Source organism: Photorhabdus viridis (assembly GCF_040256935.1).
GTDB lineage: Bacteria > Pseudomonadota > Gammaproteobacteria > Enterobacterales > Enterobacteriaceae > Photorhabdus > Photorhabdus viridis.
Genome location: NZ_JBEJZY010000025.1, coordinates 23,029 through 38,973 on the forward strand (window position 1 = coordinate 23,029; position 15,945 = coordinate 38,973).

The following is a 15,945-nucleotide window of genomic DNA, read 5'->3' on the forward strand; positions in this document are numbered from 1 at the left end:
GGATTAAGCACACAACGTAAAGGAGAGCGGTATGTCAGTGGTAGGCCAGCGTGAAAAGGCAACACAGGATCGGCTTATAGGTTTTTTCCAGCGCGATCTTGGTTACCGCTATTTGGGGAATTGGCAGGACAGAGATGACAATAAAAATATCGATATTGACCTGCTGACCAAATGGCTAAAAAAACGTGGTGTCAGTCATGCTTTAATCACCAAAACCATCCGTCAGTTGGATATCGCTGCTGCCCTGGGCGAAGGTAAGAAGCTTTATTACGCTAATAAGGATGTCTATCGCTTACTGCGTTACGGTGTAAAAGATAAAGAAGGCGCCGGAGAGCAAAATCAAACTGTCTGGCTTATTGACTGGCAAAATCCGCAAACCAATGATTTTTCCATTGCAGAAGAAGTTTCCGTCAAAGGTGAGAATAAAAAACGTCCGGATATCGTGATTTACGTCAACGGTATCGCGTTGGGAGTGCTGGAGCTAAAGCGTTCCTCGGTAAATCTGAGTGAGGGCATTCGCCAAAACCTGGATAATCAGAAAAAAGATTTTATCCGCAATTTCTTTACCACTATGCAGTTCGTTATGGCGGGTAATGACACTCAGGGATTACGTTACGGCACCATTGAAACACCGGAGAAATACTATCTTGAATGGAAAGAGGATATAGAAAATCCCTATCCATCCAAGCTGGATTTTCATTTAAGTCGTATCTGCAATAAATCACGTTTCCTGCAAATTATTCATGACTTTATTGTGTTTGATGCCGGGGTGAAGAAAACCTGCCGGCACAATCAATATTTTGGTATTCAGTCAGCAAAACAGCACATTGCCCGGCGCGAAGGAGGTATTATCTGGCATACCCAGGGGTCAGGCAAAAGCCTGACGATGGTCTGGCTGGCTAAATGGATCCGGGAAAACGTGCAAGACTCCAGAGTACTGATCGTCACCGATCGTACTGAGCTGGATGAACAAATCGAAAAAGTATTTACCGGTGTTGAAGAAGAGATCTATCGCACCAAAAGTGGCGCTGACTTGATTGCTACACTGAATCATCCTAATCCCTGGCTGGTTTGCTCACTGGTGCATAAATTTGGCCGCCGCAGTGAGTCTGAAGATAATGCAGCAACAGAAGCATTTATTGCCGAGTTAAAACAATCTCTCACTAAAGAATTTCGCCCGAAAGGTGATCTATTTGTTTTTGTAGATGAATGTCATCGTACCCAATCGGGCAAATTACACGAGGCGATGAAATCTATTCTTCCGGATTCCATGTTTATCGGTTTTACCGGTACGCCACTAATGAAAAAAGATAAGAAAAAGTCAGTGGAAGTATTTGGCCCTTATATTCATACCTATAAGTTCGATGAGGCAGTTGCCGACGGAGTAGTTTTAGATCTGCGCTATGAAGCGCGGGATATTGACCAGCACATCACCTCACAGAAAAAAGTCGATGACTGGTTCGAAGCCAAAACCAGTGGTTTGTCGAATCTGGCTAAAACCCAACTGAAGCAAAAATGGGGTTCAATGCAGAAACTCCTGTCCAGCAAATCACGCTTAGAGCAAATTATTAACGATATTTTGTTGGACATGGATACTCGTCCCAGACTGATGGATGGCCGGGGTAATGCCCTGTTGGTATGTTCCAGTGTTTATCAAGCTTGCAAAGCTTATGAGATGTTGAGCAGAAGCGATCTGTCTGGAAAGGTAGCCATTGTCACCAGTTTTCAGCCAACACCATCCAGCATCAAAGGTGAAGAAACTGGCGCAGGCCTGACGGAAAAACTCTTTAAATACGATATCTATCGCAAAATGTTGGCTAACTATTTCGAACAAAGTGAGAACGAAGCTGCCAGCCGGGTTGAAGAGTTTGAAAAAGAAGTTAAAAAACGTTTTATTGATGAACCCGGCCAAATGCGTTTGCTGATCGTGGTGGATAAACTGCTCACCGGTTTTGATGCACCCCCAGCCACTTATTTGTATATCGACAAAAAAATGACCGATCACAACCTGTTCCAGGCGATATGTCGCGTTAACCGTCTGGATGGTGATGATAAAGAATACGGCTATATCATCGACTACAAAGACCTGTTCCGTTCACTGGATAAAGCTATCACCGATTATACCGCCGGGGCTTTTGACGGCTATGACAAAGAGGATGTGGCCGGATTGCTCAAGGACCGACTGGAGCAAGCAAGGTTTGATCTGGAAAATGCCCTGGAAATGGTCCGAAGCCTGTGCGAACCGGTGAAAGAGCCACGCCATACGCAAGACTATACCCATTATTTCTGCGGTGAATCGGCCCTTAATCAGGACGAATTAACCGAGAAGGAAACATTACGACTAACACTGTACCAAAATGTCGCCAGATTGCTTCGGGCCTTTGCCAATATTGCCAATGAAATGCCCGATGCCGGCTACTCTGCCGCAGATATTGAGAAAATACGGGCAGAGGTGGCACATTACGAAAAAGTGCGTGGTGAGGTGAAACTGGCCAGTGGTGATCTGCTAGATATGAAGCGCTTTGAGCCTGCTATGCGCCATCTGCTTGATATGTATATTCGCGCAGATGACAGTAAGGTGCTGATGGACTTTGAAGAATTGAGTCTGATTGAGCTTATTGTTGAGAAAGGCGCTGATGCGTTAGATGAGCTGCCTGAGGATATTCGTAACAATCAAGAATCGATGGCTGAAACCATCGAAAACAACGTGCGCAGAACCATCGTTGATGAAAACGCGGTTAACCCCAAATACTACGACAGAATGTCGGTCTTGCTGAATGAGCTGATCACGCTACGTCGGCAACAGGCCATTGATTACAAAGTGTACCTCCAATACATCATAGAGCTGGCGCAACAGGTGGTTCGCCCGGGGCAGAGCAACAGGGCTTCTTATCCTCCCTCAATGGATACACAAGCAAAGCGAGCCTTTTACGATAACTTTGGTCAGGATGAAGTTCTGGCAACCAAAATCGACAGCACAATTCGTTACACCAAAAAAGCAGATTGGGTAGGGGATCGTTTTAAAGAGCGCGAAATAGCTAATGCCGTTCGCGAAGAAACAGCCAGCTATAATATTGATATACCTAGCATCATGGAGCTGGCTAAAGCACAAAAGGATTACCATTAATGCCAACCATGCAGATTGGACCGTTCAATTTACAGTTAAATCGCAAAGCGATTAAAAATCTGCATATCAGTGTATTACCTCCTGATGGACGGGTACGCGTATCTGCGCCTGAACATATGACAGAAACCGCCATACGTATGGCGGTGATTTCACGTATCCCCTGGATTAAAAAGCAACAACGTCATTTTCTTAACCAACCCCGACAATCCGAGCGGGAAATGGTTAGCGGTGAATCTCACTATCTCTGGGGACGTCGATACAGGTTGAGTGTACAGGAACGTATTGGTCGCCATGAAATTAACATGGCTGGAAATAACAAAATGTTAATGTACGTGAATCCAGGAACCACTTTAGAAAAAAAGACGTTAGTGTTGTCTGAATTCTACCGTCGAGAAATCAAAATTCGGATAGAAAAGCTGTTAATACAATGGGTGCCACGAGTAGGGGTTCCACTTCCCAATTGGGGAGTGAAAAAAATGAAAACAAAATGGGGAACCTGTAACACAGAAACCAAGCGTATTTGGCTTAACCTTGAGTTGGCCAAGAAACCGCCTGAGTGTCTTGAATACATCTTGGTGCATGAGCTAGTACACCTTCTGGAGCGACATCATAACGATCATTTCCGTGCTCATATGAATCGGTTAATACCTAATTGGCGTGAACATCGGGATTTGCTCAATAATATGCCACTGGCTTTTGATAGTTGGGAATGTTAAGACAATTTACATTCCCCTCTGTGCTTTTCTTTCGTCACGCAAGGCAGAAACCCAGGGGATCGCTTTTATTGATTCAACCAAAATTGCCGTTTGTCACAACCTCCGTATTCCCCGTCATCCCGTCAAAGCGCGGGTACAAGGGTTAACAGGGTGTTTGTATGGCGATAAAGGGTATTTGTCACAGGCCTTGTGCGATGAACTGGAAGCAGAAGGAATAACGTTAATCACTCATGTCCGTAGTAACATGAAGGCAAAAGCGTTATCTCTCTGGGATAAGCTAATGTTAAGAAGATGATTTTTGATAAAAACGGTCGTAGATCAGCTCAAAAATATTTCTCAGATAGCGCATTCAAGACACCGCAGTCAGCTCGGTTTTTTATTGGAAATCGTCGCTGGCTTAATTGCTTATACATTCCAACCTAAATAAAAAACCGAGCTTGAATTTACGGGATTGTGATATCGCTATTTTTAAACGAAGCTGAGGTTAAATAGAAAACCGGGCCCATTTAAATCACACCTTTTTACAACTTCACTGATATACGATAATTTTTCAGTATCACAAATCAGGAATAAACCCTTCCTCACGCAGAACCTTAATCACCCCACGTATCAGATACGAGTTTGAAAACTTAGCCGTATAGGTACGAGCCCCCTCTTCTACTGGCTGAAGCAGTCCCCGGTCGATTAACTTACCAAGCTGATAAGTCACCTGTGTCGGTTTCAGGTCAGGTAAAGCTGTACGTAGATCACCTGCTTTTATCGTCCCCAACTCAACAGCACGTTTCAGAACCTTCGATTCCAGCGGGTTTATTAACCCCCTCTCTAACGAAAATTCGATTGCCGGAGACAGGATCTTTTCACTCAAGAAAGCGTGGTTTGTCAGTTGGTCTACTTTCTTCAGCTCAGATGAGATCCCCGAAAGGACATATAAGCACCATTCTTCTAAGCCTTGCTCAGTTCCTTTATCGGCTAACGAAAGCATGGCGTAATAGCGTTCGCGATCGTTGCAGAATACCGCTGTTGGATTGAGAACCCGACCACCCGCCTGAACGTTAAAACCATACTTGATCAATAACGCATAAGTCAGCAATCTGACCGTTCTGCCATTACCGTTGCCAAATGGGTGTATCCAGCCAAAGCGGTGATGCACCAGCGCAATCTTCATCAAATCATATTTTGGCTTATCGGCCCGGTTAATAAATGCGGTCAGTTCCGCCATATAATCAGGAACACGGATGTGATCCGGCGGCAAATGGTCAGACTGAGCAATGCTGACGTTATGTTGCCGATATGCACCAGGAGTTTTATCGCCCTCCTGTTGCAGTCCGGCAACCGCCAGACTATGCAGTTCACGGATAAAATATTCCGTTATGTTATCGCCATTGTTCAGGTATTCGTCGATGTACTCCATCGCAGCTTCAATGTTGTTAATTTCTTTGAGTTGGTCCGTCGAACTTTGCGTTCCTTCAACCTTACTTTCAACATAGTCAGCCAGAGTGGTGTGGTTTCCCTCGATCCTTGCAGAGCCCAGACTCTCCAGCATGTGGAAAACAGCCTTCAACTGCGCGAACAGGATAGGATGAACATCGGTTTCCAGCTGCAAATGCCGGAGTAACTCCAGTTCCGTCAGCGCGTCGACCAAAGGGGAATCAAAGCCTGGATTCAGAAGCGAGAGTTCAAAGTGATTAAATTGAGCCATGATGTTTAATTATCTCAACCGGTGCATAACGATATCTCAAAAGTGTAGCAAAAATACCAATATAATCTATAGATTAGAAATAACGCCGCTTCTAATTATCTCAAAAATTATTGTTCCAACATATCAAATTTAAGTTTAAAAGATGTTCAATGCGGAGAGGAGCGGGGCTTTGCCTGCATAATGCAGTATGGGTGTTTTATCGCCAATTTGAAGCCGAGCTTTTAGTACCGTTATGTGTGGACCCGGCACCATACATAACGAAGGCAAGTGTCCTTGACAGCCTATTTTTTATTATAATCATCGCAAAAATAAAGCATTATTTCCTCACCTTCCCATTATCATCAAACAAGGCATCCCACTGTTGAATATCGCCATCCTCTAATATCAGGCAGTCTCTGGTCATTTTTTTCAATTCAGCGATTTTCTTACTATCAGCAAATGGAACAAATGACACGTAATCTCTCTCATATGTTTCATCCCTGATTTTCACCACCATTATTGGGCAAATTAAATTTTTATTTTCCACAGAACATACATTTACACCTTTAATATAAAAGCGCTCGCCCATACACGGTAGCACCTGAGTATCCCACAACGTTTTATGAAACATGGCGGGTTTATATTTCTCTCCGTTAACGAGATAAAAATGCGGCGTTTTGCTAACAATACCAATCGCATTGAGTGATGAATATATAAATATTGTCGATATGTTCGGGAAGAATAAAAATGTTACCAAAACTATACCCACAATTGCCAGTGAGATTTTATGAACGATATCGAGATAGAAATTGACAATGTTGCAGCAAAAGTTGTAAATATATTTACGACTGTATGCCCGATAAAAACACCAGCAGTATTTATTACACCATCATCTTTATTCCACTTGAAATTTCTTAGTCAGGAATAATATACTAGCGAATCAACATATAGAGCGTTTTTAAAGAAAAGGCATTCCTGAAAGCAAGGCGCACAAAGTCAGAAGAACTCCCGGCATCACCACACAACGTCGTAATAAAAAGCATGGCAAACTGTGTTGCCTTTTCTTTTTCGTCGATCTTTTTAAGGTGTGTTGTTAGCAGGGTGAGATCTCACATTTTTAATAAGGTTATTTTGGTTAAATAAAAATCAGAATATGACTTTTTATAGGCATTTCTCTCATTAAAACGTTAAGATCTCTCCCTTCCATAAAAAAGCGATCTTAATAATGAGTATTTTTAATTTTATCAGCAAGATAGAAGACCCCCGTTCTGACATCAATAAAAAACATGAATTAATGGATGTGATTTTTTTAGCCTTCTCCGCTGTATTATGCGGCGCTTCTGGCTGGAAATCGATTCAGGAATTTGGTGAGTTACAGAGCGAGTGGCTTAAACAATACACACATTTTACTCACGGTATTCCTCGTCGTCACTGTATTGCTAATATTATCAAAATGATAGAGCAAGATGCACTGGTTGAAGCCTTTTATGCCTGGATCAACCCGCGTCGGGTCAGGGCAGGAAAAAGTCTTATCGCTATTGATGGAAAAACCCTGAGAGGAACCTGTAAGGGGACATTATTTGAAGCCCTGCATGTGGTCAGTGCTTATGATGTTGAATCCGGTGTAGCCCTATACCATCAGGCAGCCGAAAGCAAAGGTCAGGAAGGTCCGGTTGCCAGACAATTGATTGAATTACTGGCGCTTGATGGCGCGATTGTCACTATGGATGCCCTGCATTGCCAGAAAGAAACCCTTGCGTTAATTACTCAGCGCGGCGGTGATTTTATTGTGGGTCTCAAAGGCAATCAAAAGACCCTCTATGAATGGGTCAAATCGTATTTTGCTTCGCACTATGAGAGTGATGAGCTTGTTGAATTTACGCAGAAAAATAGCGGTCATGGACGGACAGAATTTCGGCATGTCATGCAAATTCGTGCCGTATTGCCGGAGGTCCTTCGGCGGCAATGGCCTTCAATACAAAGTATTATTGAAGTAGTCAGTGAACGAAGCGTAAAAGGCCAGCCTCCTCATCGTAATTCACGCTGGTATGTCAGCTCGCTACCGTTGGAGGCGGAAATTGTGGCTAAGGCAATAAGAAGGCACTGGTCGGTGGAAAACGAGCTGCATTGGGTATTAGATGTCACTTTTCGAGAAGATGCTATCTCACTTAAAGATCCTGATGGGGCTGCACAAATGGCGCTTTTTAACCGAATTGCATTAAATGTGATTAAACAGAATACCAGTATAAAAGACAGTCAGGCGGCTAAACGTCGAAGAGCCATTTGGTCAGGGGAATTCCGTAGTCAACTTATCTTTGATTAAATTAAATACAAAGTGGAATCCCGCCCTGAGATGCGATGAAAGTACGAATAGCTAATCCACGTATAGCTACATTCCAGCGTTTATTTACTAGCGCCGATTTATATTCGCGTGTCCATAACGGGAAAATAGTGGGAGCAGATACCGTAACTACTGCAGAGATGCTGAATAAGCTGATACAGGATTACCGATTTACTGTGAGCCAGGCAGGATTTAAACAAGCATGCAGAAAGTACCAGAGGACTTCGGTTAAAAACCTGAAGGGAGTAACGAATTACATCAGACATCTGCAGGAGCGTCATTCCCGACTGCTGGTCTTGCGGGTTGATTTATCATGGGTGAATGAGCATAAAGCGGACATCACTGCTGATGATGCCCGTAAGCATCGCCAGCAGCTATTTCGTAATATGCAAAAGAATCCAATGTTTCGCCATGTCCTCGGGACGGTATGGAAACTGGAATATGGCCCACAACGTAAATTTCATTACCACATGCTGTTTATCTTAAATGGAAATAAGGCACAACAGGATGGCGTGATTGCTCATGCTTTCGGGAGATACTGGAATGAAACCATTACTAAAGGTAAAGGCATGTTCTACAACTGCAACGCTTACAAAGAGCGTTATGAGGACTGCTGCCTCGGCAAACTGAAACGCGGTGACAGTAGTAAGGACAAGGGGTTACTTAAGGCGCTAAGTTACATCACCAAAATCGATGCCTGCGCACGTCTGGTTCTTCCAGGTAATGCCAGAACCTTTGGTCGCGGAGAAGTACGTTCATTGAAAAAAAGAAAGAGAACATAAATAGGCCGGTAAACCTAACCCGTAGTAACAGTCGCTAATGCTTCCATCTCCCCTTCTATCCATAAAGCCAGCTAACCATGCTGGCTTTTTTCATTTGTTACGGAGTTCATGATGAATTACTTCGTCTTTGCCACTCACGCCGTCACCGTAGATGGTGAATGGGTTACACCAGAATCTGTTCAACAGGTTGATTTTGATTCATTGCTTTGTATTTACTGCAAACTGCAGATCGGTGTTCAGTTTGATCCTCTGACATCTACAAGAACGTTTGTGCACATACCGAGGTACATCAACAATGTTGCTCGGCTTAAAACATGTCGATTTAACAAGCTCCAAACAGTACCAGAACAAACCTCGCCAAAAACTACCCCACATCCAGAAAAGCGCCTTCGACCTACTAAAACGACGATACGGCAATGGCAATGCTGCTGGTGCCACGTTTGTTGGCATGGAGAGAAGATATGTCCTCAATGTGCTGACTGGATTTATACAACTGATGCGTAAGAGGCTGTATCGACTGCTATGTGCCAAAAACGGACGTTCAGCTGTTCACTTTTTAGCCTTAAACTGCGTGCTCTTAACGTCTCATGAATTCTTTTCTGGCACAATCCGACATTGATGCACAGCTGCGTTCGCAGTTCTGCTGGCAGCCATTTAATGTGATGGTGGCATATTGTGCAATCTGATAATATTTAATTCTCCCGGCGCGCGCCTCCATAATGAGGATTACTGTACCATACGTTTTTATTACGCCTTTATTGTCGAAAAAGGAATTATTCTGCCGCGCCCTGCTGCCACTAAACAAAGTACGGAGAGTGATATGAATCAGGATGTACTTGATGCGTTGCATGCCAGTAAAACTACACGTCAGCATATAAATGCAATGGAAAAACTACACAAAAACTGCGCCGCCGATCCCGATTTACAGAAGCTGATTTATGCTTTTGGTTCGCAGCTTCAGGAGTGGTTAAGCAGTGTAAACAAACTCGCAAAGCAAAAGAATCCCAACGGGACGATAAATCAATTAAGTGCAGCCAAAGCAAAAGCGGCCAAGGCGCAGGCATACATCCCTTCCGCACCTCCAACGGGAACGCTGGTGCATCCCACCGTCGCAGCGCTGCTCGCTTACTGCAAGAGCAAAATTTAGTTATGCCGTTCTGGGCAGGACAAGTAGCCCGGTTCCGGCGTTTCGTAAAAGTTGTTTAAAAGTAGCCCTCTGGACTGAGGGCTTTGAAGCCCAATGATGGTGGTAAATTTGCACGACTTATTCAGTCACCGTAATCGCCCAGCCAACTTGGTGTTGGGCCGTCTGGAAATAGCCACTCGTAGCCCGTCTGCTCCTTCAAACGGGAAAGTATTCTATAAAGCAGTTCTTGCATTGAAGCGTCGATGAATTTGATTAGGTCTTCCCACTCGTTTCTTCCACCTATATGAAGCCCTAAACTCATTTTCGCCTGTATATGAAATTACGCAAACCCTACTAGGCTGTGTCCCTTAATTGTCTGAGCTATAGTAACTGACTGTTTCCACAACATATTGAACTATGGCTCGCTACGACCTACCCGAGGAAGCATGGACTCTCATCCAGCCCTTATTACCTGCTGAACCAGCAACACCACGGGCCGGACGCCCCTGGGCAGAACATCGTATGATCATCAACGGTATGTTCTGGGTGCTGTGTTCAGGCGCACCATGGCGCGATTTGCCTGAGCGATATGGTCCATGGAAGACCGTTTACAACCGTTTTAACCGGTGGTCAAAGTCAGGAGTGATTAACATTATTTTCAATAAGTTACTTTCATCTCTTGATGCTCATGACCTTGTTGACTGGTCAGCGACAGCGCTGGATGGCAGTAATATCCGGGCACTCAGATGTGCCGCCGGAGCGCAAAAAAACATCCCGATATCACCGGAGATAACAGCCTGGGTCGCTCTCGCGGTGGTTTTGGCACCAAAATCCATCTGGCAACAGACGGAAGTGGCCTCCCGTTAAATATCGTGCTGAGTCCCGGGCAGGCCCACAAAAGTCAGTCCGCACAACGTCTTCTGGACGGCATAGGTGTCCAGCGCGAGAACGGCAGCATGAAACGTCGTGGTCATGCGGTACTGGCCGATAAAGCCTACTCAGGGCATGCTTTACGTAACGAACTGAAAAGCAAAGGTATAAAAATAGTTATTCCCCGAAAATCCAATGAGAAACTGGCATCGGACGGTCGTTCAGTACTTGATCGTGATGCCTACCGAAATCGCAACGTTGTTGAACGGTGCTTTGGCCGCCTGAAAGAATACCATCGCATCGCTACCCGTTACGACAAAACGGCGAGAAACTATCTGGCAATGGTTACACTGGGCTGCATCCGGCTTTTTTACCAACGGTTATGCAATTAAGGGACACAGCCTAGCCCACTTCGTGCTAGAAGCGGACGTTGTTAACGAAAAGAGCTTGAGGAAGCCGAAGTCAGTATAGGTGCAACCAATGTGGAAATGAGGGTTGAAACTATGAGAAGTAAAAACTATTTCCGACTGTGTAAGATATATCTCCGAAGGAGCTTAAAATTCTTCGATGGAAGCATGATAGTATGGTTTTTATAATTAGAAGAGCATATGCCAATGGTACAATAGGCACTCTATTCGAATTATTTTATTAGGGAGGAATGACAATGCTTAAAACTTGGAATGATTTAGAAAGTTATACCCAATATGTCTACTCTACCTTGCTTAACCCACGAGATAATGGAGTGGAAGTTAGACGTAATGTTGTCCTTAAGGGATTAAAAGGTGAATATCAAATTGATGTATTTTACCAATTTGAAAAAGCAGGCTTTATACATCGTGTAGCGATAGAGTGTAAATATCACAATCGCCCGCTTGATCGCGATACTATTATGCCATTTTGCAACAAAATCACAGATATTGGGAATATTATCGGGGTTATAGTCAGTAAGTCTGGTTACCAAAGTGGCGCAAAAGAATACGCAGAAAAACATGGCATTACTTTGCTGACAACTGAAGATTTACCAAATTTTAATATATTGGTTGCCGATTACTTGATAAATTCAATTTTACCTACAAAAGACTGGATTGGTGAGCCTTTTTGGATTTTGATGGAAAGAGAGGAAGATAATGTTTCAGGTTCATATTACAAGTTTGCACAAAAACATAACGGAAGAGATGTAATACCCTTATTCTTTTCAAAGCGTGAAGCAATTGAATTTCTAAATAAATCTAAGCAGACACCGCATTTTGCAATAAGAGGTGTCCCGCAACATTATTTGAAACGCTTGATCGCAATAACAGAGCGGTTACACCCTTTATTCTTCTTAATGCTTCCTGCTTTGAATGAAGAACAAACCAAAGGTTTATTAATTGAACCAACTGAATTAATGAAAAGATATCTACTATCAGAAATATCACCTGAGGAATATCAAGAGTTTTACGTTAAAAGGACGTCGCGTTACAAGAATGAGCTTACTCTTTTAAAAATATTAAAAGCAATGAAAGGTAAAATTGGTGCAGAATTAGCAGACAAAATTTTAAAAAAGAAAAAAACGTAATTGCGGAGTCATGAACACGGTAACCGTAACCGTTCAACCTGATGTGCTGGTTTGAAAGGTGAAGTGGAGGGCCATTTGCTGAAAAAAAGATTAAGAATTCGATGCAAAGCAAACGGTCCGCTGTGTGCCAATAGCGGACATTGCTGTCATCATGATGAATTAATCAAACGGGAGGAGGTCAAATCGGTTATTGATCGTCAGCAAGGGCATAAATGCAGCAGAGTGGGACAGACGGTGCTGCCCTCTAAGAGAGCGCAATAACTTAAGCCAGATACCATTTTCTCAGCGAGATAAACTCACCGTAGATACCTGCAGCATCCTTGCTGAGTAATGCGGCAATATCCGCCTCATCACTAATAGTACTTAGTGACTCCAGTGCTGCCAGCCGTAGACGGGTTAATCTGACACAGTTTAAATTCAACATTTCAATTGATTGCCGGGCTTTATCCACATACTGAGTCGGGCAATCTGCGGAGACATCCATCAATCCTTCTTCATCGAATTCAAACCATGTTCCATCGTCAGGAGGCTCTTGCGAAGGATCGAGGATCAATTCCGACCAGTTATGATTGGATTTGGGTACATCACAGCTCAGATTAGCTTGATCTGTCAGGGACCCAATATAGCTTGCTGAGCGCGAGTGTTCCCCGCCAAAGCAACACCCCAACAGATTGGTCCACAACAGCGAGTAGTTAGTGGTGGGGGCGGGCTGCCCGGCCGCAATCATTTTTTTAATAGTTTTGCTGTTTTCAGGAATAAAGTGTTCAACTTTAAATCCTAGTGGTTTGTTGTCACCTTCATCTCTGAGTGCTTTTTCACAATAGGCACAGAGACCAGCCTGATCGGTAATTATCTCATTTTTCAGACTGTTCCTGTCGGGAGAAGCCAGGGTGGTATAGAATTCATCCTTCCAGCCATTATTCTCATTTCCTGGCACTGCAATATAATCGTCCAGAATGTCATTGCTCAGCCGCGCTTTCCTAAAGCCTCTCATTATTGCTCCTTGCTAACCTTTTTGGCATTACGCTTTATTCTGAGTTCCAGATCAATTTTCAGTTTGGTGACATCCGGGTCATGATCATCGCCCCATTGCAGAATTTTCTCTAGAAGCGCCTGTGCTTCTGGCGTGTCGTACTGATTTTTTTTCATCATCTCACGGAACCGTGCAAGATTTTGTACTGGCTCGACATCGGGCCGTGCTGCAACATCTTGGATATCATTCTGCACCTGAGAAGACTTTGCACCATATGAAAAGGTCGGGATCTCAATATAAAATCGATTATCTTTGACTTTAATTTTCCTGATCGCCTGCTCTTCAACGGTATTCAGGATATTAGGGCTATGGGTGGTGGCAATAATTTTGACATTCGGGAAGGTTTTTTTCAGTTTACTGAGCAGGGACTGCTGCCATGAGGGATGCAGGTGTAATTCAACCTCATCTATAAAAACGATTCCGTGACCGTTGAATGGGTCTTCGGTGCCACAGGTATAGATCAGTTTCAGAGCGATATCGAATAGCAATGAAAGCGTGCTCTTCTCACCATGAGAAAGATAGGAAGCACTGATTTCACAATCTCGCTTTACACATACAAGATCTAATGCATCCAGCTTTTCATCGTATTTTAACTGGATAGATGAAATATCATCAATGAAATCGCACCCCAGTGCTAAAATCATATCCACAATCTTTTCCATCCGGTCAAGATTGGTCGATTTATCCCCCGACTGGCTGCTAAATATAATTTCGACTTCCTTCTCTTTCTGGCTAATTAGTGTGTTTTTTATTTCATCGGAAAGATCAGAATGACTGATGTGATAGATGAATTCTTTGAGACTTTTAATTTTTTCGCTTTGTTCATCTTCGCTAGAAACACTTTTTTTAATCTTTATTTCGGCAGCCCATTTGATAAAGTTGGCGAAGATATTAGAAGAAAGCGTCAGTGAAGAGTCCGGATAAAGTTTATCCAACAGCTTGCTGGAACCGCTTTCAATCATAGACGTGAATCCACCGTCTGGGTAATTCTTACCTCGCTCTACTGAGTAGTAAGCAAACATCGGTGCCACAATGCCACTGTTCTGAAATTTCATATACATTTCAGCCAGCTCTTTAAAATCAGCGTAGTCACTTTTAACCGAAGAAGCACCAAGGGAGCGGGCAATGTCGATCTGATAGTCAGAGGACTTTTTGTCATTCCCAACCGAAACTTCCAGATTAACTAGCATCCCGGCATTACTGACTAGGCGGTTGATGTATTTATCACCGAACTTCCATCCCTGGTTAGAACCATAAACCAGCCGATAAAACCATGAAAGAGAAAGATAAATAGCTTCCAGAATCCCCGTCTTGCCATAGCCATTATTTGCGGCGATCAGGATAACATCGTTATCTAGATTAATCGATAGTTCGTTAAAGCCTTTATAGTTTACCAGCCTTACTCTTTTTAAACGAAACTGTGATTCTTTCAGGTTATTAAGACACATCTGACGATAACGTGAAGATTTAGCAGAGTCGACTTCAACAAACATGCCCTCTTTATAATACTTAAACATTTTATACTGGTCTTTGATAGAATTATCATGATCAGCACCCATTTTTATTTTTTTAACCGTCCGATTCATTTATTCATTCCTGATAATTTACGATGTAGCTAATAATTTCTACACCGTATTTTTTTTGCATTGAAAGCTTAAACCCCGGCTCAATATGGAAATAATGTGCAAGTAAGCCTTTTAACGTTAGAGTTTCATCAGTACTGAGTTCCCCCAGTTTAAATCTGAAGATCAATGATGAGGCATAACGTTTATTTTTCCGGCCAACCGACAGTTGGTTGTCATTCGTCAGGGTCACGCCAGTAACATGACGATTATGCGCTTTCGATGAAAATACAGTTTTGCTTTCATTGATGGTGATATTTTCATAACCGGACTGCACAATCAGCGTGGCAATTTGCTCTTTGAGCATAAACAGCACGTTCTCACGCTGAGTTGAAAAGGTCATGTCATCCGCATAACGGGTGTAGGTTATACCTGACTGATCGCATATTTCCGACAACAATTGGTCAAATTTTTTCATCACATAGTTAGAAATAAACGGTGATGATGGGGCGCCGACACTTAATACCAGTTTACCCGATAGTTTCTTACCCGGACACCAAAAAAAGATGTTGATCAACAGCATTAAGGTATTGTCATCAATTTCCACTGAATCATGCAACAGCGCATTTTTAAATATCTCAGGCGTGATGCTGTTAAAGAAATTGGAAAAATCCATCTTCAACAGATAACGATTGTTTACATGCTGTTTTGCGTTTTCCCTGATGCCTTTCCCCGGTTCATAAGCGGTGGCGCAGGGATGGACCGTGAGTTGAGTGCGAAGAAAATCAACGAGTTTGCGTTGCAGATCTTTCACTTCTGGGGTTGGCTGAGCAATTACTCTGACTCCAGAGCGACGCTTGGGTATTTTATAGACTTTATACTTTAGCGGACTTCGCCGTGCAGTAGATGCAAGCTTACTTCTGCTAATGCCGATGTCTTGATATGGGAGCTCTATCTTCATCTATCGTTTATAATTCAGGGTGGCAGAACGCAATTATGCCCCGTCACCCTGAAAGCCCTTTACTAGAAGCCGCGATAAACACTTCATCGCATCATAACACTTTATGATGCGATGAAGTGTTTATCGCAATCATAAAAGTGCTCAATAAGTTAGAGTCTGGCTAACCGCCCGACTAGACGCAAAAACCGTCC

At 43.2% G+C, this 15,945-nt stretch carries 14 protein-coding genes and 1 pseudogene; 10 read left to right on the top strand and 5 right to left on the bottom strand.

The annotated features are described in order from the left end of the window. Positions 1-31: 31 nt before the first annotated feature. The 3 genes and pseudogenes from ABR397_RS12285 to ABR397_RS12295 form a co-directional block, all read left to right on the top strand. A complete protein-coding gene (locus ABR397_RS12285) occupies positions 32-3,127 on the top strand; it encodes a type I restriction endonuclease subunit R (RefSeq protein WP_350305991.1) in 3,096 nt (1,031 codons plus the stop codon). Then, on the top strand, positions 3,127-3,843 hold the full coding sequence (locus ABR397_RS12290) for a M48 family metallopeptidase (protein WP_350305992.1): 717 nt from the start codon (positions 3,127-3,129) through the stop codon (positions 3,841-3,843). The genes ABR397_RS12285 and ABR397_RS12290 overlap by 1 nt, the downstream gene beginning before the upstream one ends. After that, positions 3,842-4,325, top strand: a pseudogene (locus ABR397_RS12295) (transposase); the annotation flags it as partial. The gene ABR397_RS12290 and the pseudogene ABR397_RS12295, both read left to right, overlap by 2 nt. Positions 4,326-4,399: 74 nt before the next feature. Here ABR397_RS12295 and ABR397_RS12300 read toward each other — a convergent pair. Then, positions 4,400-5,542, bottom strand: coding sequence for a Fic family protein (locus ABR397_RS12300; RefSeq protein WP_350305993.1), 1,143 nt, complete (start codon positions 5,540-5,542; stop codon positions 4,400-4,402). 316 nt (positions 5,543-5,858) lie between these two features. Next, positions 5,859-6,290 carry a hypothetical protein gene (locus tag ABR397_RS12305; RefSeq protein WP_350305994.1) on the bottom strand — a complete coding sequence of 144 codons (432 nt, stop codon included), beginning with the start codon at positions 6,288-6,290 and terminating at the stop codon, positions 5,859-5,861. A 456-nt stretch (positions 6,291-6,746) separates the two neighbouring features. Between ABR397_RS12305 and ABR397_RS12310 the strand changes: the two genes are divergently transcribed. The 7 genes from ABR397_RS12310 to ABR397_RS12340 all read left to right on the top strand — a co-directional run bounded on the left by ABR397_RS12310 (position 6,747) and on the right by ABR397_RS12340 (position 12,198). Then, a complete protein-coding gene (locus ABR397_RS12310) occupies positions 6,747-7,844 on the top strand; it encodes an ISAs1-like element ISPlu18 family transposase (protein WP_350305995.1) in 1,098 nt (365 codons plus the stop codon). Positions 7,845-7,879: 35 nt separating this feature from the next. Then, complete coding sequence (locus ABR397_RS12315) at positions 7,880-8,644, top strand: YagK/YfjJ domain-containing protein (protein ID WP_350305996.1); 765 nt, start codon at positions 7,880-7,882, stop codon at positions 8,642-8,644. A 111-nt stretch (positions 8,645-8,755) separates the two neighbouring features. Next, the gene (locus tag ABR397_RS12320) at positions 8,756-9,148 is read left to right on the top strand and encodes a putative zinc ribbon protein (RefSeq protein ID WP_350305997.1); all 393 of its coding nucleotides are present in this window, start codon (positions 8,756-8,758) and stop codon (positions 9,146-9,148) included. Between the two features lie 316 nt (positions 9,149-9,464). Then, a complete protein-coding gene (locus ABR397_RS12325; protein ID WP_350305998.1) occupies positions 9,465-9,791 on the top strand; it encodes a hypothetical protein in 327 nt (108 codons plus the stop codon). A 108-nt stretch (positions 9,792-9,899) separates the two neighbouring features. After that, the gene (locus ABR397_RS12330) at positions 9,900-10,037 is read left to right on the top strand and encodes a hypothetical protein (protein WP_350305999.1); all 138 of its coding nucleotides are present in this window, start codon (positions 9,900-9,902) and stop codon (positions 10,035-10,037) included. Between the two features lie 150 nt (positions 10,038-10,187). Continuing rightward, positions 10,188-11,032, top strand: a protein-coding gene (locus ABR397_RS12335; protein ID WP_350306000.1) for an IS5 family transposase whose coding sequence is annotated in 2 segments (ribosomal slippage) — positions 10,188-10,533 and positions 10,533-11,032 — 846 coding nt in all. Because the reading frame shifts where the segments join, the coding sequence is not laid out codon by codon here. Positions 11,033-11,304: 272 nt separating this feature from the next. Then, positions 11,305-12,198: a restriction endonuclease gene (locus tag ABR397_RS12340; protein ID WP_350306001.1), complete on the top strand. Its 894-nt coding sequence runs from the start codon at positions 11,305-11,307 to the stop codon at positions 12,196-12,198. Between the two features lie 262 nt (positions 12,199-12,460). Here the strand turns inward: ABR397_RS12340 and ABR397_RS12345 are convergent, their stop codons facing one another. From ABR397_RS12345 to ABR397_RS12355, 3 genes are read right to left on the bottom strand one after another with little or no spacing between them, the layout of a single operon-like run. Beyond that, a complete protein-coding gene (locus ABR397_RS12345) occupies positions 12,461-13,192 on the bottom strand; it encodes a retron system putative HNH endonuclease (protein WP_350306002.1) in 732 nt (243 codons plus the stop codon). Continuing rightward, a complete protein-coding gene (locus ABR397_RS12350; RefSeq protein WP_350306003.1) occupies positions 13,192-14,817 on the bottom strand; it encodes an AAA family ATPase in 1,626 nt (541 codons plus the stop codon). The genes ABR397_RS12345 and ABR397_RS12350 overlap by 1 nt, the downstream gene beginning before the upstream one ends. A 4-nt stretch (positions 14,818-14,821) precedes the next feature. Beyond that, a complete protein-coding gene (locus ABR397_RS12355) occupies positions 14,822-15,754 on the bottom strand; it encodes a retron St85 family RNA-directed DNA polymerase (RefSeq protein ID WP_350306004.1) in 933 nt (310 codons plus the stop codon). Positions 15,755-15,945: the final 191 nt, after the last annotated feature.